Genomic DNA, 23842 nt, shown 5'->3' with positions numbered 1-23842 from the left:
GACCGCCAGGCCGTAAGCGGCTGCTGACTTTCCCTCCCGGCTGGGTAAGTGGAACATCGAGGTCCCCACGAACCACCAGGAGGCGGTGCACATGCTGCACGGCATCGATGTCAGCACGTACCAGTCGTCGTTCAGCACCAGCGGTCTCGACTTCGTGTTCATCAAAGCCACCGAGGGCCATACCTACGTCAACCCCCGGCTGGCATCCCAGACCAAACTCGCACGGGACGCCGGATGCGTCGTCGGCTTCTACCACTTCCTGTGGCCGGGGAACATCACCGCGCAGGCCGAGTACTTCGTGAGCAAAACACCCGAGAAGAGCGGGGATCTGCTCGCGGTGGACTGGGAGACCACCGGCGAGCACACCCGTGCGAGCAACGCGGAGAAGGACAGCTTCATCCGCGCGGTGAAGAAACTGCGGCCCACGTACCGGGTGCTGCTCTACACCAACCGGAACTTCTGGCTGACCGTCGACACCACCTCGTACGCCGGGGACGGACTGTGGATCGCGGACTACACGACTGCGGGAAAGCCCCGGATCAAGGCGAGTTGGACCTTCCACCAGTACACCGACAACCCGCTCGACAAGGATGTGGCCCACTCCAGGTTCGCGAGCAGGAGCGCCCTCAAGGACTGGGCCACGCCGTAGACCTGCCGATCGCAGCCACCCCCACGCCCGCACCCCCGCCCGCGGTTCCCCGGCCGTCCCGGTCCGTCCCGGTCCGGCGCAGGTCAGGCCCGGAACGCCGCCGGGCGCTCGCGCGAGGCCTCGGCGAGCGCCTTGGCGACCCCGTCCGCGTCGGTCGAGAGACCGTAGACAGGGGTGTCGGGCTGCTGGCGCCAGGAGTCGTCGAGCCCGCCCGCGTCGACCGTGTCGAAGCCGATCTCGTCGATCAGGTCCCGTACGACCTGCTTGGCGGCCTCGTCGTCACCGGCGACCGGGAGGGCGAACCGGCCGGCTGCGCCCCGGGGCCGCGCCTCGTCGAGGATGTTGTGGGCGTAGATGCCGTTGAACGCCTTGATCACCGGGTGGCCGATCTGCCGCTCGGTCCAGCGGCTCTCCGTGAGGCCGTCCTCGATGGCGTCGATCCGGCCGTCGCGCTGCTGCGGGTAGTAGTTGCCGGTGTCGATCACCGCGACGCCGTCCGCCGCTCCGTCGAGCAGCCCGGACGGCAGGTTGAGCACGGCGTGGACCGGGATGGCGATCACGAGGACCCGGGCGCCCCGGGCGGCCTCGGCCGCCGTGACGGGGGTCGCGCCGGTCTCCTCGGCGAGCGCGCCCAGCGTCTGCGGTCCGCGTGAGTTGGCCACGGACACGTCGTGCCCGAGGGCCGTGAGCCGCCGGGTGAGATTGCCGCCGATCTGACCTGCGCCGATGATGCCGATCTTCATGACTGACCTCCGGAGTGACGGTGTCGAGCGATGTCGCAGTGCACCAACCCCCGGACCGTCGGGGCTATTCCGGAGTACGGCCGAATGCGTCGCGAAGGACGGAGATTTCCGTCAAGCACCCTTTCCTGTCTTCGAGTTGTGAAGGATAAGAGATAGTGAGAGCGCTCTCAGGCATAGGTCTTGACCTGCCTTCCCGGCTCTCGCAACAGTAGGTCCGTCCACCCCCGAGAGCCCCGAGAGCACCCAGAGCACCCGTCCACCTCCCAGTGCGTCCCTCCACCGCCAAGAGCACCACAGAAGGCGCCTCCACCACGTGAGCGCCTGCCGCACTCCGCCCCCCACAGACCACAGGAGACCGTGCGTGATTTCCCGCAGACTGTTCCTGACCGGCGCCACCGCCGCCGCCACCGCCACCGCGCTCACCGGGCCCGCCTGGGCAGGCGCGCCCTCCCCACACGCCTCCGCCGCTGCGGCCACCTGCGAACTGGCCCTGGAGAACACGTCGTTGTCCGGCAGCGTCAACGCGTACGTCACCGGCCACGAGCAGGGCACCGGCCAGTGGGTACTGCTGCGCGCCGACGGCAGCGTCTACCATCCGGAGTCCCCCTCGGCCCCGCAGACCCCCCTGCCGGTGGACTGCGCCATCCCGCTCAAGGCCGCGGGAGCCGGTCCCGTCACCCTGACGCTGCCTCAGATGTACGGTGCGCGCGTCTACTTCGTACGCGACGGCAAGCTGGACTTCTTCCTCAACCCGGGGCCCGCCCTGGTCGAACCGGCATTCGCCACCTCCACCGATCCGAACTACGGCCGTACCTGGTCGTTCTGCGAGTTCACCTTCAACCCGGACCAGCTGTACGCGAACATCTCCTACGTCGACCTGGTCACCTCGCTGCCCATCGGGCTCACGCTCGAAGGCACCACGAAGCACACGGTCGCCCCGCTGCCCGACGGCGCCGTCGACAGGATCGCCGCGGACCTCACCGCGCAGGCCGCCAAGGACGGTCAGCCCTGGGACCAGCTGGTCACCCACGGGTCGGACGGCCGGGTCCTGCGGGTGATCTCGCCGCAGAATCTGATGGCGCCCTTCTTCGACCGGCCGGACCAGATGCCGTTCCGCGATCTGTGGACCGGCTACATCGACCAGGTCTGGGACAAGTACCGCTCCACCGATCTCACCATCGACCTCCAGGGCGACCGGGGGGTGTTCACCGGGCGGGTCAGTGGCGACACCCTCACGTTCAACGGCGGGCACTCCTTCAGCAAGCCCGACTCGAAGTCCGTGTTCACCTGCAACCACGGCCCCTTCGCCAACAATCCGGGCGACCCCGACGACAAGAAGGGCCTGCTCGCCCGGATCGCCGCCGGATTCAACCGCTCGCTCATGCTCACCCACCCGCAGCAGCCGAACGGCACCACGGCGGCCGACTACTACCAGGGCGATGTGACGAACCACTGGGCGCGGGTGGTGCACGCCAACTCGCCGATCGGGTACGCCTTCCCGTACGACGACGTGATCCCCGACGGCCAGCCGGACGTCTCGGGCGCCGCCAACGACGGCAACCCGGTCCGCTTCACGGTGTCCGTCGGATCCTGACCGGCCGGCAGTGGAGTACGGGGTGGGGGTGCGGCGCGAGGGCCCGCATCCCCACCCCGGATCACCCCGACTCCGTTACGTCCAGCACCAGTTGGCGTTCCACCACGGCCCGCGCCACGTCCGTCAGCTTCAGTCTGTTCGAGCGGGCGTGGCCGCGCAGCACCGCGAAGGCCCCGTCCATGTCCAGCCGCAGCTGTTCCGCGAGCACACCCTTGGCCTGCTCGATGACGATCCGGCTGTCCAGCGCCCGGCTCAGCTGCTCGGCCGTCTCGCGCTGTCTTCGCAGTTCGTCGCCCTGCGTGAGGAGCGCGACGGCCAGATCACCCAGCCACTGGGCGGATTCGACCTCAGTTTCCGACAACTGCCGCTCCTTGCTCAGCAGTTGGAGCACGGCGCAGGGACGGGCGGCGGTGCCGCGCAGCGGCAGCAGGGTCACCGCCGTATGGCCGCCCGCCCGTGCCCGCGCGGTGAACTCCGGCCAGCGCCGGGCTTCTTCCCGCAGGTCGAGGTTGGTCAGCGCGCGGTCGTCGCGGAGGCACTCGGAACCCGGCCCGCCCTCCTGGGAACCGGCCGCCCCTGCCCGTATCACGGCGGCACCCGAGAGGTGCAGCAACTCCACGCAGTAATTGCACAGGTGACGCATGAGCTGAGGCGCACGTGCTTCGTCGGCCGCGACGGCCGCAAGGCCGAAGGCGCTGCGCATCCACTGCTGTTCCTGCTCCATGTCGGGCCAGATTACCCAGCCCGCGGCGTCCTGGGTGCCGTACGCCCGGTAAGCACGAATCGGGTACGGAACCGACGCACGGCTCGGGTACGGAACCGACGGCGGCCGTTCCTGGCCACCGCCGGTCCGCCGCCCCGCTACTTGTCGAGCGAGGCCCAGAACTCGTCGAAGGAGAGCTTTCCGTCACCGTTGGCGTCCTTGGACCTGATGATGGACTGAGCCACGGTCTCGGTCACGTGGAAGTCACCGAGCTGCGCCATGACGCTCTTGTACTCACTCGCCGTGATCCGGCCGTCGCCGTCCACATCGAGACGCCCGAACGCCTTGCGGGCCTCTTCTATGTCCGCCACTGGGTCCACCCCTTCTTGGTACGTGTCTGACGGAAGTCAGATTAACGGGCAGGGTGCGGGGACTCCGCGGAGGTTCGCCCCTGCCGGGCGGGGACCCGGGCCGGTGCAGGATAGGCGTATGAGAACGGACAGCGCGGCGCCCGCGAGGGGCACACTGGCGGAGATCCTGGCAGCTGCGGCGCGGGGAGTCTTCCCGCCGCCGGACGGCTCCACCACGGTGGTCGCCCAGCCGAACACCCGGGACGCCGGAGTACTGGCCTTCACCGCCCACTCGGTCGTCTTCCTGGACGAGGACCCGGAGTGGATACGGGCCACCCTGGCCGCGACGGACTGCGACCCGCTCGCCGCGACGATGAACCCCGGCTTCCTGGCCGCGCTGATGGCCCGTACCGGACGGCGGATGAACACCATCGACCTGCTGACGGCCGCCCCCGCGCTGCCGGGCCCGCCGCCGCTCGCGCTGCGGGAGATCGAGGACCCGGACCATCCGCGGGTCGTGCGGGCGAGGACGTTCCGGGACGGCGTACGGGTATGGGCGGCGGACGGCGGGGTGCTGATCCTCGGACAGGGCGTCGCGGGGCGCCCGGAGGCCGCTGTCGAGGTGGACGAGGCGGCGCGCGGCCGGGGCCTGGGTCCGCTGCTGGCGGTGGCCGCCCGGCACCTGGTCGACGGCGGGACGGTGTGGGCGCAGCAGTCGCCGGGGAACGCCCGCAGCGTGCGGGCGTTCCGGACGGCGGGGTACCGGCCGGTGGGCTCCGAGGCGCTGCTGGTGGCGGACCGGGCCCGGTAGCGCACTCCGGGGACACGGCCTACCGGAAGATCCCCGTGTGCCCGAGCGAGTACCGCCCCGGCTGCGGATACACCGCGAGTCCGTGCGGGCCGCTGCCCACGGGGATGCGGGCGAGCTGCTTCCCGGTGGTGGTGTCGATCGCGTACACCTCGGCGTTGTAACGGCCGGTCAGCCAGAGCACCTTCCCGTCGGCCGAGACCCCGCCCATGTCGGGGCTGCCGCCGCCGGGCAGGACCCACTTCTTGGTGAGCTTCTTCGCCGGGAAGTCGAAGATCGAGATGGTGCCCTCACCGCGGTTGGAGATGTACATCTCCTTGGAGTCGCGGCTGATGTAGAGACCGTGGCAGCCCTTGCCGGTGTGCAGCAGTTTCGGGGTGGTGAATGTGTCCCCGTCGAGCACCCACATGCCGTCGGCCATCATGTCGGCGATGTAGAAGGTCTTGCCGTCGGGCGAGATCTTGACGTCCTGCGGCATCGCGCCGTGGAAGGGCAGCTTCTGCTGGCCGATGACCTTCATCTTCTCGGTGTCGACCTTGAGCAGTTCGCCGGAGAACTCGCAGGAGACGATGAAGTACCGCCCGTCCGCCGAGAAGTCCGTGTGGTTGACGCCTGAGCAGGTGACGGGGAGGGTCTTGGCGATCTTCATGGTGTGCGGGTCGCGGAAGACCAGCTGGTGGTCCATCGAGGCCATGACGATGGCGTACTTGCCGTTGGGCGTGAAGTAGAGGTTGTACGGGTCGTGGACGCTGACCGGCTTGCCCGGCTTGCCCGTTCGCGGGTCGAGCGGGGTCAGGGTGTTGCCGCGGTCGTTGTTGACCCACAGCGTCTTCAGGTCCCAGGAGGGCACGACGTGCTGGGGCTGCACGCCGACCGGGATGGTCCCGGTGACCTTGTACGTCTTCGGGTCGATCACCGTGACCGTGTTGGAGTTGGTGTTCGGCACGTAGACGCGCGACGGGAAGTCCTTGACGACCGGCGACAGCTTGTTCGGGCGGTCCGCCACGTACAGGTCCTTGGGATCGAGGACCGGCGGCATCCCGGGCAGCCCGGTGGGGTCCGCCTTCTTCGCCGCGACGGCCGGCGGAGCCGCGCCCTCGGTGGTGCCCGTGTGCGGCGAACTCTTCTGTGCGGACGAGGCGCAGCCTGCCACCGCGGCGAGGAGGGCGGCGGTGAGGAGCGTGGCGGTGCGTTGCGTGATCATGAAGTCAGCAGCTCCGTGGTCGTCACCGCGTGCAGGCCGCGGCGGGCGAGTGCGTCGAGGACGGCGGGCAGCGCGGCGACCGTGTCCGCGTAGCCGAAGTGCAGGGACACGACCGATCCGTTGCGGACCGCGTCGGTGACGTTGCGGGTGACCGCCGCGGCACCGGGCGAGGTGTAGTCGCGCGAGTCGGTGTCGTACGAGAGGACGTGCGGATACCCGGCCCGCCCGGCGAGCTTCTGGACGAGCGGGGTCGCGTACGGGGTGCGCGAGGGGCGGAACCAGGTGCCTATGGAGCCGGTGAGCCTGCGCAGCCGGTCCGCGCAGCCGGTGATCTCGGCGAGTGCCTCCTCCTCGCCCATCGACGAGATGGAGGTGTGGTGGAGGGTGTGGTTGCCGAGGTCGTGGCCGCCGTCGAGGATCCGGCGGGCCATCTGCGGATACTCGTCCAGCCAGGTACCGACGGCGAGGACGGTGACCCGTGCGCCGGCCCGTTCCACCTCGGCGAGCACGGCCTTGGCGACGGCCGGTTCGCCTTGGCCGTGGAAGGTGAGCGCAACGCGGGGGCGGTTGCGGGGGCCGTGCACGATCTGCGCCGGCTGCCCGGAGAAGGCGAGGGGGGCCGGGGCGCGGCGGGGCGCCGGGGAGGCGGCGGCCCTGGCCGCGCCGGGCGGCGCGGATCCGGGCGGCGCGGATCCGGACGGCTCGGCTGCGGGTGCGCCGTCGGAACAGCCTGCGGCGAGGGCCCCGGCGACGGCCACGCCCGCTCCTGCGCGCAGTGCGCTGCGGCGGTCTATCTCAGTCACTCGACCAGTTAAAGGCGAAACACGGAGAAGATCCTGATTTGTCACCTCAGAGGCGTGACGACCGTACGACCACAAGGAGTAGCAACCCGGTGACTCGGTCCGCCATCCATGCGGCGCTTCCGGTATTTATTCATCGTTTACCAGGTGGGTGACTCAGTTCACCTACGATTCATTCGCGGAATGTCACAGTGTGGGCGATATACCCGATTGGCGACTTTGGCGGCACGGTCTCCCCTCTGTCATAGTCGGAGACACGATCCCCGTTGACCCGGGCCGGATCGCCGTAAGCCGCCGTGGATTCACCCCCCCTGATCCACGGCGCTCCACAGAAGCCCCCGCAGCGCCGTAACCCGGCCGACCGGGGGCTTCTGCAGTTCAGGACGGCTGACGGTCCGCGACCCGCATCTCGAACCAGGTGGTCTTGCCGCGCGGCAGCAGATCGACGCCCCAGCGGTCGGAGATCTTGTCGACGAGGAAGAGGCCGCGTCCGCTGATGTCCATGGCCTGCACCGGCATCAGACAGGGCAGCCCGCGGGACGGATCGCGGACCTCGATCCGGAGCCAGCCCCGGCGGCGCAGCATCCGCAGCCCGAAGGCGCGGGCGCCCGTGTGGCGCACCGCGTTGCCGACGAGCTCCGACACGAGTAACACCGCGTACTCCGCGGTCTGCGGGGAGAGTCCCCACTGGCGCAGCACCACGCACTGGGTGAGCCGGCGCGCGGTGGCCGCGGACTCGGGGCGGGACGGCAGCCGGACTTCACCCTCCGTGGGATTTCCGAACAACTCCATTGCTTTCAGAGCCTGTTCGTCCTCGGCCGCAGGCGACCAGCGAACAGCCATCGCCTCTGCGCGCTGTCGCGGCTGCTCCACACCCTCCAGGCCCGCCATGTCCTCCATCATGGCGGGCCCACGGAGCTTCCGGGGCCGTTCCCGGGGAATCCACGACCAGGAATCCGAGGGGGTGACTCGTCGGATTGGCATATGTCAACGGCATGAAAAGTGTCTCCATACCCCTGCTGACCTGCGAAGACACTCACCTGATGAACGAAAGTCAAGGACGGCGGGGACCGGCGTCAGAGGCCGCCCGCCGTCCCCGTCAATCCACCCAACCGGTGACCTCTCAGCGGAACTTGGCCTTGCCGGGGCCCTCGTCGACGAAGCTGCGCATGCCGATTTCGCGGTCCTCGGTCGCGAACAGACCGGCGAACCAGGTGCGTTCGATGGCGAGACCGGTGTCGATGTCGGTCTCCAGGCCCGCGTCGACGGCCTCCTTGGCGGCGCGCAGTGCGATGGCCGGCCCCTGGGCGAGCCGCGCCGCCCAGGCGTACGCCTGCTCGTACACCTCGGCCGCCGGGACGACCCGGTCGACGAGCCCCAGGGCGAGGGCCTCCGGAGCCTTCACCTGACGGCCGGTGAAGATCAGGTCCTTGGCCTTGGACGGGCCGATCAGCCGGGACAGCCGCTGGGTACCGCCCGCGCCGGGGATCAGCCCGAGCAGGATCTCGGGCTGGCCGAGCTTGGCGTTCTCCCCGGCCACCCGGAAGTCGGCGCAGAGCGCGAGTTCGCAGCCGCCGCCGAGCGCGTAGCCGGTGACCGCGGCGACGACCGGCTTGGGGATGCGGGCCACGGCGGTGAAGGAGTCCTGGAGCGCCCGGGAGCGTACGACCATCGCCGCGTGGTCCATGCCCTGCATCTCTTTGATGTCCGCGCCGGCCGCGAACACCTTCTCGCCGCCGTAGAGCACCACGGCGCGTACGTCGTCGCGCCGGGACGCCTCTTCGGCGAGTTCCCGCAGCCGGTCCTGGATCGCGACGTCCAGGGCGTTCATGGGCGGGCGGTCCAGCCGGATGGTGCCGACGCCTTCGGAGACTTCGAGGGTGACTGTCATGGCAGCAGGTTAGCGCTGGTTAACGGGGTACGGCCCTGGTGCACTTGGTCACAGTGCACCAGGGCCGTACCCCGCAAGCTGCGGCACATTCCGAGCCGGGGTTACTTCTTCCAGTCCGCCCAGGAGAGGTTCCAGCCGTTCAGGCCGTTGTCGGGCTGGATCGTCTTGTCGTGCGAGTTCTTGACGATCAGGACATCGCCGACGATCGACTGGTTGTAGTACCAGGCGGCCGGGGTCTCCTTGCTCCAGCCCCCGCGCACATCGTGCAGGCCGACGCAGCCGTGGCTCGTGTTGGCCGCGCCGAAGATGCTGTTCGCCGCCCAGTAGTTGCCGTGCACGAAGGTGCCCGAGTCGGAGAGGCGCATGGCGTGCGGGACGTCCTTGATGTCGTACTCACCGCCGAAGCCGACCGTGGCACCGTTCATCCGGGTCACCGCGTACTTCTCGCTGATGACCATCTGACCGTTGTACGTGGTGGTCGCCGGGGCGCCCGCGCTGATCGGGATGTTCCTGATCTGCTTGCCGTCCTTGACGACCTTCATGGTGTGCTTCGCGGCGTCCACGGTGGAGACCATGGAGCGTCCGATGGTGAACCGCACGGTCTTGGTCTGCTTGCCGTACACCCCGGGCCGGCCCTCGACCCCGTCGAGCGTCAGCTTCACGGTCACCTTGGTCCCGGCCGCCCAGTACTTCTCGGGGCGGATGTCGAGACGGTCGTTGCCGAACCAGTGGCCCGCGACCGGTACGGCGGGGTCCGCCGTCACCTTGATCGCGTTCGCCACGTCGTCGGGGTGGGTGATGCCACGGGTGAAGTGGATCGAGACCGGCATACCGACGCCGACCGTCGCACCGTCCTCCGGCGTGTACTGGCCGATGAAGGTGTTCTCCGGGACGAGCGTGGTGAACGAGGTGTCCTTCGCGGACTCCCGCCCCTTGGCGTCCTTGGCGACCGCGTGCACCTTGAACCGGGTCGCGGCGGGCAGGTGCTGGAGCGGCTCCCAACTGGCGCCGCCCGCAGCGATGGTGCCCCCGACCTCGTGGCCCTTGGTGTCCTTCACGACGACGGAGGTCAGCTTGCCGTTGTCCGCCGTGACCTTCAGCGCGCCGCTGGTGGCCACGGAGTCCGCGCCGTCCTTCGGTGCGACCGTCACGACGGCCTGGGAGGCGGCGGTGTCGTCGGCAGCCTTGCCGGACCCCAGTTTCGCCTTCCCCTCGCTGCCGCTGTCCGAGCCGCCACCGCAGGCCGTGACCAGCAGCAGCATCGCCCCCAGCAACAGGGCCAGCAGGCCGGGCCCGCCACGCCGCCCACGGCGCGACGGCCGTCTCCCGGTCGATCTGCCGGATATCGGTAGCCCGTTCAAGATGGTGGTCTCCCCTCGCGCACGGCCCGGCCCCGCCGAAGCACGTACCCCCACGCGCTGGTTCCGCGCGTCCGCTAAAGAATAATCACATCCCTGGCGCACGGGGCTCCCCCGTAATGTCACCGTTCCGTCCCAACCGGGCGGCGGCGGTGCAGGTCATACGGGTGGCGGGGCAGAAGCGTCAGCCGAGCGCGGACCCGGCCTTCCACCGGGTCCAGTTGAGGTTCCAGCCGCTGAGTCCGTTGTCCGGGGCGACCTGGCCGTCGTGCGAGTTGACCACCTCGATCACGTCGCCGATGAGCGACCCGTCGAAGAACTGCCCCGCCGGGGAGCGTGCGCTGCCACCGCGTGCGTCCCGCAGGCCGACGCAGCCGTGGCTGGTGTTGACCGCCCCGAACGTGCGGGCCGGGGCCCAGTAGTTGCCGTGCACGAAGGTGCCCGAGTCGGAGAGGCGCATGGCGTGCGGGACGTCCGGGATGTCGTACTCACCGCCGAAGCCGACCGTCCGCCCGTTCATCCGGGTCACGGCGAACTTCTCCATGACGACCATCCTGCCGTTGTACGTCGGGTGGGCGTCGGCGCCCGCGCTGACCGGCAGGGTGGTGACCGGCGCCCCGTCGCGGTGCACGGTGAGGGTGTGCGCCGCCGCGTCCACCACGGACGTCTGGGAGCGGCCCACCGTGAAGCCCACGGTCTTCTGCTGGAACCCGTACACCCCGGGCGCCGCCCGCACCCCGCGCAGCCGCAGCCCGACGGAGACCTGGGTGCCGGGCTTCCAGTACGTGCTCGGGCGGAAGTCGAGGCGGCTGTTGCCGAACCAGTGGCCCGCGACCGGCACCGCGGGCAGGGCGGTGACGTCGATCGCCTGCTCGATCGCCCGGCGGTCCTCGACGGGGCGGCTGAAGCGGAACGACACGATCATTCCGGTGCCGACGGTGGCCCGGTTCTCCGGGGTGAACCAGCCGATGAACCGGTGCTTGGGCACGGCCGTGGTGAAGGTGGTGTGGCGGGCCAGCCGGTGCCCCTGCCCGTCCGAGGCGGTCGCGTCGACCTTGTACGTGGCGGCGGGACCCAGCGGACCGTCCGGTCTCCAGCTCAGCCCGTCGCCCGAAACGCTCCCCGGTACGGCCTCCTCCCGCCCGTCCGCGATCCGCACGACCTTGACCGCTTCGATCCTGCTGCCGCTCGCGACCCGCACCTCGACCTTCTCACCGGCCCCGACGCCCTTCGCCCCGTCGTCGGGCACCACCCGGATCGCCTGTTCGGACGACCCCGCTTTGCCACTGGTTCCGTCGCCCCCGGCGCCGCATCCGGCCAGCCCGGCCATCAGTCCCGCCCATGTCAGCACGGCCATGATGCCCGCACCTGTCCGCTTTGTCAGTTCTCTCACGCCCCGCTCAACGACCACCCCCCTGCGGGGGAAACGTGACATCGACGGTTGTTGCGGGCAGAACAACGAGGAGGACCACGCGAGGGAAGCAACGGCCGGGACGCCGTGCGCCCTCGTGGCGCCGGTCCTGATGAGCCGCGGGAGGCCGACAGGTGTCGAGCGCAGCCGAGCAGGAGACCGTACGGGAAGCCGTGCCGGGAGCGGTGCCCGAGCGGGAGAGCCCTCACCTGCCGAACGGGCACGGGAGCGAGCAGCACAGCGAGCAGGAGGAGGACGCCGCACCACCGCTGACCGTGTGGCCGGGGGCGCCCATGCCGCTGGGGGCGCGCTACCGGGTGGGACCGGACGGGGTCGCGGGCACCAACTTCGCCCTCTGGGCGGGCGGCGCCGAGGCCGTGGAGCTGTGCCTCTTCGACGGGGAGGGCCACGAGGCCCGCTGCGAACTGACCGAGCTGACCCATGAGATCTGGCACGGCTTCCTGCCCGGGGTGCGCCCCGGTCAGCGGTACGGCTACCGCGTCCACGGGCGCTGGGACCCCTGGACGGGCGCCCGCTGGAACGCCTCGAAGCTGCTCCTCGATCCGTACGCGCGCGCCGTGGACGGGGACTTCACGCTGCCGCCCGAGGTGTACGGGCACGTACGCGACTGGCCGCAGCAGGAGATCGCGGACACCGTGCGCGACGAGCGGGACTCGGCGCCGTACGTACCGAAGGGGGTCGTCGTCCACGACGACACCCCCGGCGACGAGTGGGCGGACGACCTCCGGCCCAAGACGCCGTGGGCGGACACCGTGATCTACGAGCTCCATGTGCGCGGCTTCACCCGGCGCCATCCGGGGATCCCGGAGGAGCTGAGGGGCACCTATGCGGGGCTGGCGCATCCCGCGGCGATCGGGCATCTCGTACGGCTGGGCGTGACGGCGGTCGAGCTGCTGCCGGTGCACCAGTTCGCCCACGAGGACCATCTGCTGCGGCGCGGGTTGAAGAACTACTGGGGGTACAACTCCATCGGCTACTTCGCCCCGCACGCCGGCTATGCCGCGTCCGGGACCGGGGGCCAGCAGGTCGGGGAGTTCAAGCGGATGGTGCAGGCGCTGCACGCGGCCGGGATCGAGGTCATCCTGGACGTCGTCTACAACCACACGGCGGAGGCCGGTGAGCTGGGCCCGACGCTGTCGCTGCGCGGTGTCGACAACCGCGGCTACTACCGGCTGCAGGGCGATCCCCGCAGGTACGCGGATTACACGGGCTGCGGCAACACCCTGCACGTGGTGCAGCCGCACGTACTGCGGCTGATCACCGACTCGCTCCGCTACTGGGTCACCGAGATGGGCGTCGACGGGTTCCGCTTCGACCTGGCCGCCGCGCTGGCCCGGTCGTTCCACGACGTCGACATGCTCTCCCCCTTTCTCGCGGTCATCGCCCAGGACCCGGTGCTGCGGCGGGTGAAGCTGATCGCCGAGCCGTGGGACGTGGGCAACGGCGGCTACCAGGTCGGCTCCTTCCCGCCGCTGTGGACGGAGTGGAACGACCGCTACCGGGACGCCGTGCGGGACTTCTGGCGGGGTGCGCTGCCGGACGTACGCGATCTGGGGTACCGGCTCTCCGGTTCGAGCGACCTGTACGCCTGGGGCGGGCGCCGCCCGCAGGCCTCCGTCAACTTCATCACCGCGCACGACGGGCTGACCCTGCGCGACCTGGTCAGTTACGGGCACAAGCACAACGAGGACAACGGCGAGGACAACCGGGACGGCACCGACGACAACCGGTCGTGGAACTGCGGGGCCGAGGGCGAGACGGACGCCCCGGACGTCAACGCGCTGCGCCGGCGCCAACTGCGCTCCCTGCTGACGACGCTGCTGGTGTCGACCGGGGTGCCGATGCTGGTCGCGGGCGACGAGATGGGGCGGACCCAGGGCGGCAACAACAACGCGTACTGCCAGGACAACGAGGTGAGCTGGATCGACTGGTCGCTCCTGGACGAGCCGGGGCCGCGGATGCTGCTCGGTCTCACCTCCCGGCTGCTCGCGCTGCGCCACGCCCACCCGGTGCTGCGCCGCCGCGCCTTCTTCTCCGGGCGGGCGCAGGCGACCGACGGGCTGCGGGATCTGGCGTGGTTCACCCCGCACGGCAGTGAGATGACGGAGCAGGACTGGTACGCACCGGCCGCCACGCTGGGTGTCTACCTCTCGGGACGCGACATCCCCGGCCGGGACGCCCGGGGCGCGGCGGTGACCGACGACAGCTTCCTGACGGTGCTCCACTCGGGGGCGCGGCCGGTGAGCTTCCTGCTTCCCGGGGCGCCGTGGGCGGACGGGTACGAACTGCTCGTCGACACCTCGCGGGAGGACCAGGGCGCGGCGCCGGGCACCCTGCACCGGGGCGGCACGGCGGTCACCGTGCCCGCGCGGTCGGTGCTGCTGCTGAAGGTGCGGATGTGACGCGGAGCTCAGCCGAGGATCTTGCGGTCGTACGCCACCGCGACCGCGGCTGCCCGGTCCTTCACTTCCAACTTGCCGTAGATGTGGGTGAGATGGGTCTTGACCGTGGCCTCGCTGATGAACAGCTCACGGGCGATCTCCCGGTTGGACGTACCCCTGGCCACCAGCACCAGGACCTCGCGCTCACGGGCGCTCAGCGCGTCGCGGCCCGGCGGGACGGGGGCGCGGACCCGGGAGACCAGCCGGGAGGCGACCGCCGGGGAGAGGACCGTGCGGCCGTCGGCCGCCGCCCGTACCGCGGTGAAGAGTTCGTCGCGCGGGGCGTCCTTGAGCAGGTAGCCGGTGGCGCCCGCCTCGATGGCCGGGAGGGTGTCGGAGTCCGTGTCGTACGTGGTCAGCACCAGCACCTTGGCGCGGCTCCCCCGGCGGGTCAGCTCGGCGATGGCGTCCACACCGTTGCCGCCGGGCATCCGCAGGTCCATCAGGACCACGTCCGGGTCGAGGAGTCCGGCCAGTTCGACCCCGGCGACACCGTCGGCCGCCTCCCCGAGGACCTCGAAGCCGGGGGTGCCGGTGAACATGCCGCGCAGGCCGTCCCGGACGACGGGGTGGTCGTCGACTATCAGCAGGGTGATGACGTCAGATCTCATCGCGGACCAAAGGTACGCGAGCGGAGACCGCGGTCCCGTGTCCCGGTTCGGACTCGACCGTCACCGTGCCCGCGATCCGCTCGGCGCGGGCGCACATCCCGCCGAGTCCGAAGCCCCCGCCGGTGGAGCGCGGCGGAAGGGCGAGCGGGTCGAAGCCCCGGCCGTCGTCGCGTACGTCCAGCGCCATCTCGTCGTCCATGTACGAGAGGGTCACCCCGACCCGGGCGGCCCCGGAATGCCGTGCGGTGTTGGTGAGCGCCTCCTGGGCGATGCGGAGCAGGGTGGCCTCGACCTCGTCGTGCAGCGGCTCGACGGTGCCGGTGACGGTGAACTCGGCCCGTACGCCCGTCGACCGGGACCACTCCCCGACCAGCTTCTCCAGTGCTTCGGGCAGCGAGTCGTCGGCCAGCGCGACCGGGCTGAGGTTCTGCACGGAGCGACGGGCCTCGCCCAGGCTGTGGCGGGCCAGTTGCTGGGCGCGGGCCAGGTGTTCCCGGGCGGTCTCCGGGGTGCCGCCGGTCATGGTGACCACCTGGAGCTGGGTGATGATGCCCGTCAGCCCCTGCGCCAGGGTGTCGTGGATCTCGGCGGCGAGCCGGCGCCGCTCGTCGGCGACGCCCGCTTCCCGTGCCTGGACGAGGAGTTGGGCGTGCAGGGCGGTGTTCTCGTCGAGGGCCTGCTGGAGCCGGATGTTGGTCCGCTCCAGTTCACCGATGGTGACGACCTGGGCCCGCGCCAGCTCCTCCTCCCGGGAGGCGACGCGGCCGAAGACGGTGAGCAGGGTGAGGTTGATCCCGAGTACCACCCCGAAGATGACCCAGCCGACGGAACCGCGGGGCGGCAGCCCACCGGACTGGGATCCGGCGATCGTGACGGCGGAGGCGAACAGACCGGCCCGCAGCAGTCTGCGGGGCAGCACGCGCTCCGCGCCGATGTAGCCGGTGGACGCGTAGAAGGCGAAGAAGGGGTTGATCCAGGTGAGCACGAAGGCGATCGCCCAGCGCAGGAAGTAGTAGAGGGCGCCGAGCGTCCCGGGGCCCTGGCGGCTGGGCAGGGCCCGTCCCCACCAGAGCTGGAGGAGGACAGCGGCGACGATCAGGGTTCCGGCGACGTACAGCTCGCCGGTGGTCGTCCCGAGCGCGCCGATGGTCGCCGAGCCGACCACGGTGGAGAACGCGAGGAGACCGTACGGGCCCCAGCGCTGCAACGTCGCCCAGCGCTGCTCGACCAGCGAGGAGGCTGCCGCCGCCCGGACGGCTGCCTCCCTGACGCGCGCACGGTCCGGGTGAGCGGATACGGCCGGGGCGGTGGAGCCGGTCGGATCGGCCGGGATGACGGTCATCCGACCAGTCTGCCCGGTCCGGTCCGGCTCGGTGCCCGCTCGTGCGGCCATCCCCGTTCCCCTTCCCGCTCTCGTTCCCGCTCTCGTTCCTGCTCTCCTTCCCGCTCCTTTTCCCGCTGCCGCGTCCGCTCCTGTGGTCACTCCCAGCGGAACCAGCGGTTGGCCCCGGCCGACAGCAGGACGGCCCACAGGGCGAGCACACCCAGGTGGGTCCAGCCGGGCCAGTTGCCCGTGGCCGCCTGGCTGAGCGCCTGGGAGGCGGCGCCGAAGGGGGTGAGTTCGACGATGTGGGCGAGGGTGTCCGGCATGGTCTGGACCGGCAGCCAGACGCCCGCGCAGAACATCATCGGGAAGAAGACCGCCGAGCCGATCGCGTTGGCGGCCTTGGAGTTGCGCGACAGCGCGGAGACCAGCGCGCCCAGCGCCAGCGCGGTGAGGATCGCGAGCAGCAGCGCGAGAACGTATCCGAAGGCCTGGCGCGGCAGCGGCACGTCGAAGGCGATCCGGCCGACCGCGAGCGACAGCAGGGTGGAGATCAGCCCGGCAGCACCGTGCAGTCCCATCTGGGCCGCGAGCAGCGCGTGGGGGCGGACCGGGGTGGTGGACATCCGGCGCAGGATGCCGCGCTCCCGGTAGCCGGTGATCACCGGGGGCATGGCCTGGAGGCCGGCCAGGATCATGGCGAGCAGCACGGTGACGGGGACGTACGCGTCGACCAGCCGTCCGCCGCCGAGCGCGTCGGTGGGTTCCCGGAACGAGGGGATGGAGCCGAGGATCACCAGCAGCAGGGTGGGAAACACCATGACCCAGAACAGGGTGGCGGGCTCCCGGCGGAAGAGCCGGGCCTCGGTCCGCAGCACGGTGGCGGAGGCCCCGGCCCGCCGGGTCACCGTCGCGGGCGGGTTCGCGGTCGTGGTGCTCATGCTGCGGCCTCCGTGAGGTCGAGGAACGCGTCGTCCAGCGTGGCGTCGGTGACTCGGAGTTGGTGGGCGGTGATGCGGTTCCTGGCGAGCAGGGTGATGACGGCGTTGACGGTCTCGTCGGTACCGTCGATGACGAGCCCGCCGTCCCGCTCCTGCACGGCCGTGGCACCGGGCAGACCTTCCAGTTCCCGTACGTCGAGCGGGGACGACGGGGTGAAGGTCATGACCGTCGAGCTGGACGAGCGGCGGATCAGCCCGGCCGGGGTGTCGAGAGCGACGACCCGGCCCTTGTCGATCACGGCGATCCGGTCGCAGAGGCGCTGGGCCTCCTCCATGAAGTGGGTGACGAGCAGAACGGTCACCCCGCTGTCGCGTACGTCCTCGATCAGCTTCCAGGTGTCCCGGCGGGCGCGCGGGTCGAGTCCGGTCGTCAGCTCGTCGAGCACGACCACCCGGGGGTTGCCGATCAGGGCGAGTGCGATGGACAGCCGCTGCTTCTGACCGCCGGAGAGCTTGGCGAAACGGTCGTCGAGCTTGGCTTCGAGGCCGAGGCGCTCGGCGAGCGGGCGCCAGTCGGCGGGGTGCGCGTAGAAGGAGGAGTAGAGCTCCAGTGCCTCACGCACGGTGATCTTCGGCTGGAGTTCGCTCTCCTGGAGCTGGGCGCCGAGGATCTTCGTCACCCGGTCGTGGTCGGCGACCGGATCGAATCCGGCCACCCGGACGGCGCCCGCGTCGGGCACCCTCAGCCCCACGACGCACTCCACCGTCGTGGTCTTGCCCGCGCCGTTCGGTCCCAGGATCCCGAAGATCTCCCCCACCTCGACGGCGAAGGACACCCCGTCCACGGCGGGTTGGGCGCCGTAGGCCTTCCGCAGTCCGTTCACTTCGATGATTGCCATGTTCAGAGGTTCGCCGGAACCGGCGTCCCGCGGCATCCGCCATCACGCTCGAACCGGCATCAGCCGATCGGTTGATACCGGCCTACGACCCGTGGCGGCCTTCCGCGTGAGCGGCCGGGAACGCCGCGAAACTCGGTGGGCACTGTCAGTGGCGAACCGTAGTCTCGCCACTGATGTCCGAACCACATGCAACGCCCCGTCCCCAGTCCGGCGTACGGTCACTCCTGCGGCTCCGGCCGTACGTACGGCCGGTGCGAAGACAGCTGGCCGGGGCGGCGTGCATCGCGATCGTCGCCTCGTGCCTGGGGCTGGTGTTCCCGCTCGTACTGAAGTGGATCGTCGACGGGCCGGTCGCCGGCCGGGACGCCCGCGGGGTCTGGCTCGGCGCTCTGATGCTGTTCGGGCTCGGAGTCGCGGAGGCCGTACTCTTCGGCGTCCGGCGCTGGCTGGTCGCCCGGCCGCTCGCCTCGGTCGAGGCGTCGATGCGGGCCGATCTCTACCGTCATCTGCAGCGGCTCCCGGTGGCCTTCCACGACCGGTGGCCGTCCGGGCAGTTGCTCTCGCGCGGCACGACGGATCTGATGATGGTGCGGATGTTCCTCTCCTTTCCGCTGACGTTCCTGGTGGTCAACGGGGTGACGATCGTGGTCGGGTTCGTCATTCTGCTGGTGCAGCAGTGGACGCTGGGACTGGTGCTGCTGGCCCCGGCGATCCCGCTGATGATCATGTGCAAGGTCTTCGAGACGAAGTACGCGCTGGTCGCCCGGGTCTCCCAGGACCAGGTCGGCGATCTGACGACGGTCGTCGAGGAGAGCGTGCTGGGCATCCGCATCATCAAGGGCTTCGGCAGGCACCGCAGCCAGGCCCTGGCCTTCCGTGAGCTGTCCCAGCGGCTGCGTGCCACGGAACTGGTCAAGGCACGTCTGCTGGCGGCCATCTGGACGCTCATCACCGCGATCCCCGAACTGGCCATCGGAGCCGCCCTGGTGGTCGGAACGGTCCAGGTCGCCGACGGCGGCCTGTCGGCGGGCACCCTGGTCGCGTTCCTCTCCACGGCGCTCGCGCTGCGCTGGCCGGTGGAGTCGATCGGCTTCCTGCTGGCGATCAGCCAGGACGCGGCAACGGCCACCCAGCGCTACTTCGAGGTGCTCGACGTGGCCGAGGAGACGGATGTGGCCGAGGAGGCAGGCCGGGCCGAGGAGGTGGACCGGGTCGAGGAGGTGGACCGGGCGACGTACGCCCCGGACGGCCGTGCCGCCGCCACGGCCGGGGGCGACGGGAGCGGACTGCGCTTCCACGGCGTCGAGTTCCGGTACCCCGACGCAGCCCCGGACGCCCCGCCCGTCCTGGAGCGGATCGATCTGCACATCCGGTCCGGGGAGACCCTGGCCGTCGTCGGCTCCACCGGCTCGGGCAAGACCACGCTCACCTCGCTCGTACCGAGGCTGCACGAGATCACCGGGGGCCGCATCACCCTCGACGGCCGGGACATCACCGCCATGCCGCGGGAGCGGCTGCGGGAGCTGGTCTCGGTGGCCTTCGAGGAGCCGACACTCTTCTCCGCGAGCGTCGGTGAGAACGTCCGGATGGGCCACGCGGAGGCGGACGAGGACGCGCTGCTGCACGCCCTGGACACCGCTCGGGCCGACTTCGTGCACGACCTGCCGCACGGCCCGCGCACCCAGGTCGGCGAGCAGGGCCTGAGCCTCTCCGGCGGGCAGCGCCAACGGCTCGCCCTGGCACGGGCGGTCGTCGGGCAGCCGCGCTTCCTGGTGCTGGACGATCCGCTGTCCGCGCTGGACGTGCACACCGAGGCGCTCGTCGAGGCGGCCCTGCGCCGGGTGCTCGCGGAGACGACGGCGCTCGTCATCGCGCACCGGCCGTCCACCGTGATGCTCGCCGACCGGGTCGCGCTGCTGTCCGAAGGGCGGATCGCGGCCGTCGGCACCCACCACGAACTCCTGCGCAGCAACGCCGAGTACGCCTGGCTGATGTCGGGCGCCGAAGGGGACGAGACCCGATGACCACCAACGTCGACGGCCGACGGGCCGCGGAGCCCGGCGCTGATCCGGACGCGGACGCGGGAACGGCGCCGGGCGCGCCGGAATCACCGGGAGCCGGCGCCGCGCCGCAGAAGGCCGGTGACGACCCGTACGACAAGGACGCGCTGCCCACCCCGCCCGGCGCGACCGGGGCCCTACTGCGCTCGCTCCTCGCACCGCACCGGACGCTCGCGGTGGTCTCCGCGCTGCTGATGCTCGTCCAACAGGCCGCGATCCAGGCGGGCCCGCTGCTCGTCGCGTACGCCATCGACCACGCGGTCCCCGCCTTCCGCGACCACGACCACGGCCCGCTGATCGCCGTCGGTGTCGGCTACCTCGGCTGCGCGCTGCTCTCCGGGGCCCTGCAGTACGCCTTCGTGCTGACGTCCGCGCACGTCAACCAGGGCGCTCTCCTCGATCTCCGCGGGCGGATCTTCCGGCACGCCCAGGCGCTGAGCGTCGACTTCCACGAGCGCTACACCTCGGGGCGTCTGATCGCCCGCTCCACCACCGATGTCGAGTCGCTGCGCGAACTGCTCAGCGACGGCCTCCAGGAGCTCATCGGGGTGGTCCTCTCGGTGGTCTACATCTGCGTGATGCTGCTCTTCCTGGACTGGCAGCTCGGCGCGGTCGCGGTGCTCTCCTTCGTACCGCTGTATCTACTGATCCGTCTCTACCGGCGCCGGGTCTCGGTGGTCTTCGCTCAGCGCTCGACCGCGGTGGCCGCCGTCATCGTGAAGTTCGCGGAGACCATGAACGGCATCCGCCCGGTGCAGGCGTTCCGCCGCGAGCGGGCCAACGACGCGGAGTTCGACGAGCTCAACCGGCGCCACGAGCGGGTCAACGGCGATGCGCTGCTGGAGATGGCCCGCTATGTGGCCGGCTCCCGGCTGATCGCCAACACCGCCGTGGCGGGCATCGTCCTGTGGGGCGCCTACCGGGTCACCGAAGGGGGACTCGCCCTCGGTGTGCTGGCCGCGTCCGTGCTGTACCTGCGCAGGCTGTACGACCCGATCGACCGGCTCGGCATGTTCCTCAACTCCTACCAGTCGGCGGCGGCCTCACTGGAGAAGATCGCGGGCCTGCTGGCCCAGGAGCCGACCGTCCCCGCGCCCCGGACCTCCCGGCCGCTGCCCGCGCTCACCTCCGGACACCCGGGCCGCGAGGTCGTCTTCGACGGCGTCCGCTTCGCCTACCGCACCGGCGGCGAGGTACTGCCCCGCTTCGACCTCACCATCCCGGCGGGCCAGACGGTCGCGGTCGTCGGCTCGACGGGCGCGGGCAAGTCGACGCTCGCCAAACTCCTGGCCCGTTTCTACGATCCGACCGACGGCCGGGTCCGCCTGGACGGGGTCGATCTCGCCGATCTGGACGTGCCCGAACTGCGGCGCGGCGTCGTCATGGTGACGCAGGAGGCGTTCCTCTTCTCCGGCACGATCGCCGAGAACATCGCCATCGGCAGCCCCGGGGCGACGCCCGAGGACATCGAACGGGCCGCGAAGGCCATCGGCGCGCACGACTTCATCGCCTCGCTGCCGGAGGGGTACGACACGGACGTACGCAAGCGTGGCGGCCGGATCTCCGCGGGCCAGCGCCAGTTGGTGTCCTTCGCCCGCGCGTTGCTCGCCGACCCCGCGGTGCTGATCCTCGACGAGGCGACGAGTTCGCTCGACATCCCGGGCGAACGGGCGGTGCAGCGCGCGATGGACACGGTGCTGCGCGGCCGTACGGCGGTGGTCATCGCCCACCGGCTCTCCACCGTGGAGATCGCGGACCGGGTCCTGGTGATGGAGAACGGCAGGATCGTCGAGGACGGGACCCCGGACGAACTCATCGCGGGGACGGGGCGGTTCGCGGGTCTGCACCGGGCGTGGCGGGAGAGCCTGGTGGGGTGAGCGCGGTGGGATGAGTGCGGCCTCAGGTGTCGCCCGGCGCCCGGCAGGTCAGGTCCTCGGCCGGGAGGCTGCCGGTGGTCAGATAGGCCGTGGCGCTCCGGTCCGCGCAGGAGTCGGCCAGGCCGTAGACGCCGTGCCCCTCCCCTCCGGCGACAGTGACCATCCGGGAGCCGTGCAGGGCCCGGTGCAGGCCCCGGGCGCCGGGCAGGGGGGTCTGGGGGTCCCACTCGTTCTGCAGGATCAGTGCGCTGACGTCGTTGTTCACCGTCGTCCCCGGCTCGCTGCCCTGTTTCCAGAAGGCGCACGGCTTGATGGTGGAGGCGATGTCGCCGTACAGCGGGTACCGGGCCTTGTCGCGGATCGCGTCGCGGCGGTACTGCTCGGGGTCGCTCGGCCACGAGGTGCGGGTGTCGGCGCAGACGACGGCCCAGGCGATCGCGGCGTCGTTGTCCGGGGGGACGGTACGGCCGAACGCTGCCGGGGCGGGGCCCGACGCCTGCTCGGGTGTACCGGGCGGTGCGGCCGGCTGCTCGCCCCCGGCCGCCTTCTTCAGCTCGGCGACCCGTTCGGCGGCGGCCCGGACGTGGAAGAAGACGGGGCGCAGTTCGGAGCGGATGCCGTCCCCGGTGAGGAGCGTCCCGCCGGAGTCGACCGGCTCGCGGTCGGCCCGGCCGATCAGGTCCCAGAAGCTCTCGCGGACCTGGGCGGGGGTGTCACCCAGGTGGTACGTGGTGTGCCGCTGGGCGGTCCACTCGGTCCATCGCGTGAAGGCCGCCTCGGCCCCCTTCGCCATCTCCTGGAACGTGGCCCGCCAGATCTGTGCGGGATCGGCCGCGCTGTCCAGCACGAACCGGTCGGTCCGCCGGGGGAACATCTGCGCGTAGACGGCTCCGAGGTAGGTGCCGTACGAGTAGCCCAGGTAGGAGATCTTCTTCTCCCCCAGCACGGCGCGGACGACGTCCATGTCGCGGGCGGTGTTGCGGGTGGTGAGGTGCGGCAGCTCGTCACCCGCCGCGGCCCGGCACTTGTCGGCCACCGTACGGGCCCACGCCACGTCCTTCGTGAACGTACCGGCCTTGTAGGGGCGTTCGTCGTTCTCCTCGTCAGCGGTCAGTCCGCAGCCGAGGGGAGAACTCTGCCCGACACCTCTCGGGTCGAACCCGATGAGGTCGTACTGCCTCTTCACCGCCCCGGGGATGTTCAGCTCCGGTGCGACGGGCAGGTCCAGGCCCGGCCCGCCGGGGCCGCCGGGGTTGAGCAGCAGAACACCGCGGCGTTCCTTCGCGCTGCTCGCCTTCAGCCGGGATATCGCGATGTCGATCTGTTTGCCGCCGGGATCGCCGTAGTCCAGCGGCACCTTGACGGTCGCGCACCGAAACGTGGTGGGGCTCTGCGCGTCGCAGCGCTGCCACCGGAGTTTCTGCTGTGTGTACGGGCGCGGCGAGGCCGTGGCCACGGACGCCCGGGGTGCGGCGAAGGCCGTCGCGGGCGTCAGTGCGGAAACGAGAGTCACCGCGGCTCCGGCGGCCAGAAGAGATGCCGTTCGTCTGTTGCGCGTCATCGTGTTCGTCCTTGCCGGGCAGAGGTGGCCGGTCGGCCCTTCCGCCCTCGGGTGCGTGCGGGGGGGGCGGATCCACCGCTCAGGGGCGGCGGATCCGCGGTGCTGCCGGGCACCGGTCAGTGCCCGCCGAGCTGCTGGTGGACGCAGTGCGTGTACTGCCGGAAACTGTCGGGCCGGTAGCACTCCTGGGTGTGGTCGGCGTACCAGGCGACGGAGACGGCGACCAGGACGGACACCACGATGGCGATCGACGACGTCACCAGACCGGTGACGGCCATGCCACGCCCGACGCCGGTCCGCTTCGTCGTCCTCAGGGCGGCGGCGCCCAGGATCAGGCCGATGACGCCGAGCGGGCCGCCGATCAACACGATCGAGGTGGCCAGACCGGTGACGCCCAGCACCATCGCGGTCACGGTCAGGCCGTTCCGGCCGGCCTCGGGCGGTGTGGCGTGGCCGGTGCCCCGGGGGTGGGGCAGCGTCCTCGTCCCTTGTGTGTTCATCAACTGTCCTCCGGTCAACTGGTCGGGGCACGATCCTGGCTCGCGGGGTCCTGGACGCACATCGCGGGAAAGCGGGAGAAAGCGCTCCCCCGATCG

Annotated in this window: 21 protein-coding genes; 6 read left to right on the top strand and 15 right to left on the bottom strand. The window is 70.8% G+C overall.

What is annotated here, in order from left to right; translation table 11 throughout:
• The first annotated feature begins 91 nt into the window (after positions 1–91).
• Complete coding sequence (locus OG709_RS25840; protein WP_250297705.1) at positions 92–649, top strand: glycoside hydrolase family 25 protein; 558 nt, start codon at positions 92–94, stop codon at positions 647–649.
• A gap of 83 nt (positions 650–732) precedes the next feature.
• On the opposite strand, the gene OG709_RS25835 is transcribed toward OG709_RS25840, so the two are convergent.
• Entirely contained in the window at positions 733–1431 is a 699-nt protein-coding gene (locus tag OG709_RS25835; RefSeq protein ID WP_266644870.1) for an NADPH-dependent F420 reductase, read from the bottom strand.
• 322 nt (positions 1432–1753) lie between these two features.
• Between OG709_RS25835 and OG709_RS25830 the strand changes: the two genes are divergently transcribed.
• The gene (locus OG709_RS25830) at positions 1754–2986 is read left to right on the top strand and encodes a glycoside hydrolase family 64 protein (protein ID WP_329167749.1); all 1233 of its coding nucleotides are present in this window, start codon (positions 1754–1756) and stop codon (positions 2984–2986) included.
• Positions 2987–3047: 61 nt separating this feature from the next.
• Here the strand turns inward: OG709_RS25830 and OG709_RS25825 are convergent, their stop codons facing one another.
• Together OG709_RS25825 and OG709_RS25820 are read right to left on the bottom strand one after the other, a co-directional pair.
• Complete coding sequence (locus tag OG709_RS25825; protein ID WP_250297708.1) at positions 3048–3710, bottom strand: ANTAR domain-containing response regulator; 663 nt, start codon at positions 3708–3710, stop codon at positions 3048–3050.
• A 137-nt stretch (positions 3711–3847) separates the two neighbouring features.
• Positions 3848–4060 (bottom strand): EF-hand domain-containing protein, encoded by a 213-nt coding sequence (locus OG709_RS25820; protein WP_250297709.1) that lies wholly within the window; start codon positions 4058–4060, stop codon positions 3848–3850.
• A 118-nt stretch (positions 4061–4178) separates the two neighbouring features.
• On the opposite strand from OG709_RS25820, the gene OG709_RS25815 reads away from it, so the two are divergent.
• Positions 4179–4850: a GNAT family N-acetyltransferase gene (locus OG709_RS25815; RefSeq protein ID WP_250297710.1), complete on the top strand. Its 672-nt coding sequence runs from the start codon at positions 4179–4181 to the stop codon at positions 4848–4850.
• Positions 4851–4869: 19 nt separating this feature from the next.
• Here OG709_RS25815 and OG709_RS25810 read toward each other — a convergent pair whose 3' ends face one another.
• The 6 genes from OG709_RS25810 to OG709_RS25785 form a co-directional block, all read right to left on the bottom strand.
• Positions 4870–6051: a YncE family protein gene (locus OG709_RS25810; RefSeq protein WP_250297711.1), complete on the bottom strand. Its 1182-nt coding sequence runs from the start codon at positions 6049–6051 to the stop codon at positions 4870–4872.
• A complete protein-coding gene (locus OG709_RS25805; RefSeq protein ID WP_266640666.1) occupies positions 6048–6854 on the bottom strand; it encodes a polysaccharide deacetylase family protein in 807 nt (268 codons plus the stop codon). Before OG709_RS25805 ends, OG709_RS25810 begins: the two co-directional genes overlap by 4 nt.
• Positions 6855–7229: 375 nt before the next feature.
• Entirely contained in the window at positions 7230–7754 is a 525-nt protein-coding gene (locus OG709_RS25800; protein WP_329169203.1) for an ATP-binding protein, read from the bottom strand.
• Positions 7755–7974: 220 nt separating this feature from the next.
• Positions 7975–8742, bottom strand: coding sequence for an enoyl-CoA hydratase/isomerase family protein (locus tag OG709_RS25795; RefSeq protein ID WP_250297713.1), 768 nt, complete (start codon positions 8740–8742; stop codon positions 7975–7977).
• 101 nt (positions 8743–8843) lie between these two features.
• Positions 8844–10103 (bottom strand): L,D-transpeptidase, encoded by a 1260-nt coding sequence (locus OG709_RS25790; RefSeq protein WP_250297714.1) that lies wholly within the window; start codon positions 10101–10103, stop codon positions 8844–8846.
• 181 nt (positions 10104–10284) lie between these two features.
• On the bottom strand, positions 10285–11457 hold the full coding sequence (locus tag OG709_RS25785; protein WP_250297715.1) for a L,D-transpeptidase: 1173 nt from the start codon (positions 11455–11457) through the stop codon (positions 10285–10287).
• A gap of 188 nt (positions 11458–11645) precedes the next feature.
• Between OG709_RS25785 and glgX the strand changes: the two genes are divergently transcribed.
• Positions 11646–13934, top strand: coding sequence for a glycogen debranching protein GlgX (gene glgX, locus OG709_RS25780; protein WP_329167748.1), 2289 nt, complete (start codon positions 11646–11648; stop codon positions 13932–13934).
• Between the two features lie 8 nt (positions 13935–13942).
• Here the strand turns inward: glgX and OG709_RS25775 are convergent, their stop codons facing one another.
• The 4 genes from OG709_RS25775 to OG709_RS25760 form a co-directional block, all read right to left on the bottom strand.
• A complete protein-coding gene (locus OG709_RS25775) occupies positions 13943–14584 on the bottom strand; it encodes a response regulator (RefSeq protein ID WP_250297717.1) in 642 nt (213 codons plus the stop codon).
• A complete protein-coding gene (locus OG709_RS25770; protein WP_250297718.1) occupies positions 14574–15926 on the bottom strand; it encodes a sensor histidine kinase in 1353 nt (450 codons plus the stop codon). Before OG709_RS25770 ends, OG709_RS25775 begins: the two co-directional genes overlap by 11 nt.
• 137 nt (positions 15927–16063) lie before the next feature.
• Complete coding sequence (locus OG709_RS25765; protein WP_250297719.1) at positions 16064–16849, bottom strand: ABC transporter permease; 786 nt, start codon at positions 16847–16849, stop codon at positions 16064–16066.
• The gene (locus tag OG709_RS25760; RefSeq protein WP_250297720.1) at positions 16846–17748 is read right to left on the bottom strand and encodes an ABC transporter ATP-binding protein; all 903 of its coding nucleotides are present in this window, start codon (positions 17746–17748) and stop codon (positions 16846–16848) included. The genes OG709_RS25765 and OG709_RS25760 overlap by 4 nt, the downstream gene beginning before the upstream one ends.
• A 173-nt stretch (positions 17749–17921) precedes the next feature.
• Here OG709_RS25760 and OG709_RS25755 point away from each other — a divergent pair, with 173 nt between their 5' ends.
• Both OG709_RS25755 and OG709_RS25750 read left to right on the top strand, forming a co-directional pair.
• The gene (locus tag OG709_RS25755; protein WP_250297721.1) at positions 17922–19772 is read left to right on the top strand and encodes an ABC transporter ATP-binding protein; all 1851 of its coding nucleotides are present in this window, start codon (positions 17922–17924) and stop codon (positions 19770–19772) included.
• On the top strand, positions 19769–21685 hold the full coding sequence (locus OG709_RS25750; protein WP_250297722.1) for an ABC transporter ATP-binding protein: 1917 nt from the start codon (positions 19769–19771) through the stop codon (positions 21683–21685). Before OG709_RS25755 ends, OG709_RS25750 begins: the two co-directional genes overlap by 4 nt.
• Before the next feature lie 22 nt (positions 21686–21707).
• Here the strand turns inward: OG709_RS25750 and OG709_RS25745 are convergent, their stop codons facing one another.
• Positions 21708–23246: an alpha/beta hydrolase gene (locus OG709_RS25745; protein ID WP_329167747.1), complete on the bottom strand. Its 1539-nt coding sequence runs from the start codon at positions 23244–23246 to the stop codon at positions 21708–21710.
• A 116-nt stretch (positions 23247–23362) separates the two neighbouring features.
• A complete protein-coding gene (locus OG709_RS25740; RefSeq protein WP_250297725.1) occupies positions 23363–23746 on the bottom strand; it encodes a DUF4190 domain-containing protein in 384 nt (127 codons plus the stop codon).
• Positions 23747–23842: the final 96 nt, after the last annotated feature.

The sequence above is a fragment of the Streptomyces sp. NBC_01267 genome (genome assembly GCF_036241575.1).
GTDB lineage: Bacteria > Actinomycetota > Actinomycetes > Streptomycetales > Streptomycetaceae > Streptomyces.
Note: the sequence above shows the minus strand (reverse complement) of the source record. Positions and strands in the feature narration are given on the sequence as shown.

Excerpts from the sequence above, each read along its gene's own strand:
- OG709_RS25785 (WP_250297715.1), bottom strand. The coding sequence starts at position 11,457 with ATGGCCGTGCTGACATGGGCGGGACTGATGGCCGGGCTGGCCGGATGC.
- OG709_RS25765 (WP_250297719.1), bottom strand. The coding sequence starts at position 16,849 with ATGAGCACCACGACCGCGAACCCGCCCGCGACGGTGACCCGGCGGGCC.
- OG709_RS25775 (WP_250297717.1), bottom strand. The coding sequence starts at position 14,584 with ATGAGATCTGACGTCATCACCCTGCTGATAGTCGACGACCACCCCGTC.
- OG709_RS25815 (WP_250297710.1), top strand. The coding sequence starts at position 4,179 with ATGAGAACGGACAGCGCGGCGCCCGCGAGGGGCACACTGGCGGAGATC.
- OG709_RS25750 (WP_250297722.1), top strand. The coding sequence starts at position 19,769 with ATGACCACCAACGTCGACGGCCGACGGGCCGCGGAGCCCGGCGCTGAT.
- OG709_RS25740 (WP_250297725.1), bottom strand. The coding sequence starts at position 23,746 with ATGAACACACAAGGGACGAGGACGCTGCCCCACCCCCGGGGCACCGGC.
- OG709_RS25800 (WP_329169203.1), bottom strand. The coding sequence starts at position 7,754 with ATGATGGAGGACATGGCGGGCCTGGAGGGTGTGGAGCAGCCGCGACAG.
- OG709_RS25825 (WP_250297708.1), bottom strand. The coding sequence starts at position 3,710 with ATGGAGCAGGAACAGCAGTGGATGCGCAGCGCCTTCGGCCTTGCGGCC.
- OG709_RS25745 (WP_329167747.1), bottom strand. The coding sequence starts at position 23,246 with ATGACGCGCAACAGACGAACGGCATCTCTTCTGGCCGCCGGAGCCGCG.
- OG709_RS25755 (WP_250297721.1), top strand. The coding sequence starts at position 17,922 with ATGTCCGAACCACATGCAACGCCCCGTCCCCAGTCCGGCGTACGGTCA.
- OG709_RS25840 (WP_250297705.1), top strand. The coding sequence starts at position 92 with ATGCTGCACGGCATCGATGTCAGCACGTACCAGTCGTCGTTCAGCACC.
- OG709_RS25795 (WP_250297713.1), bottom strand. The coding sequence starts at position 8,742 with ATGACAGTCACCCTCGAAGTCTCCGAAGGCGTCGGCACCATCCGGCTG.
- OG709_RS25810 (WP_250297711.1), bottom strand. The coding sequence starts at position 6,051 with ATGATCACGCAACGCACCGCCACGCTCCTCACCGCCGCCCTCCTCGCC.
- OG709_RS25770 (WP_250297718.1), bottom strand. The coding sequence starts at position 15,926 with ATGACCGTCATCCCGGCCGATCCGACCGGCTCCACCGCCCCGGCCGTA.
- OG709_RS25760 (WP_250297720.1), bottom strand. The coding sequence starts at position 17,748 with ATGGCAATCATCGAAGTGAACGGACTGCGGAAGGCCTACGGCGCCCAA.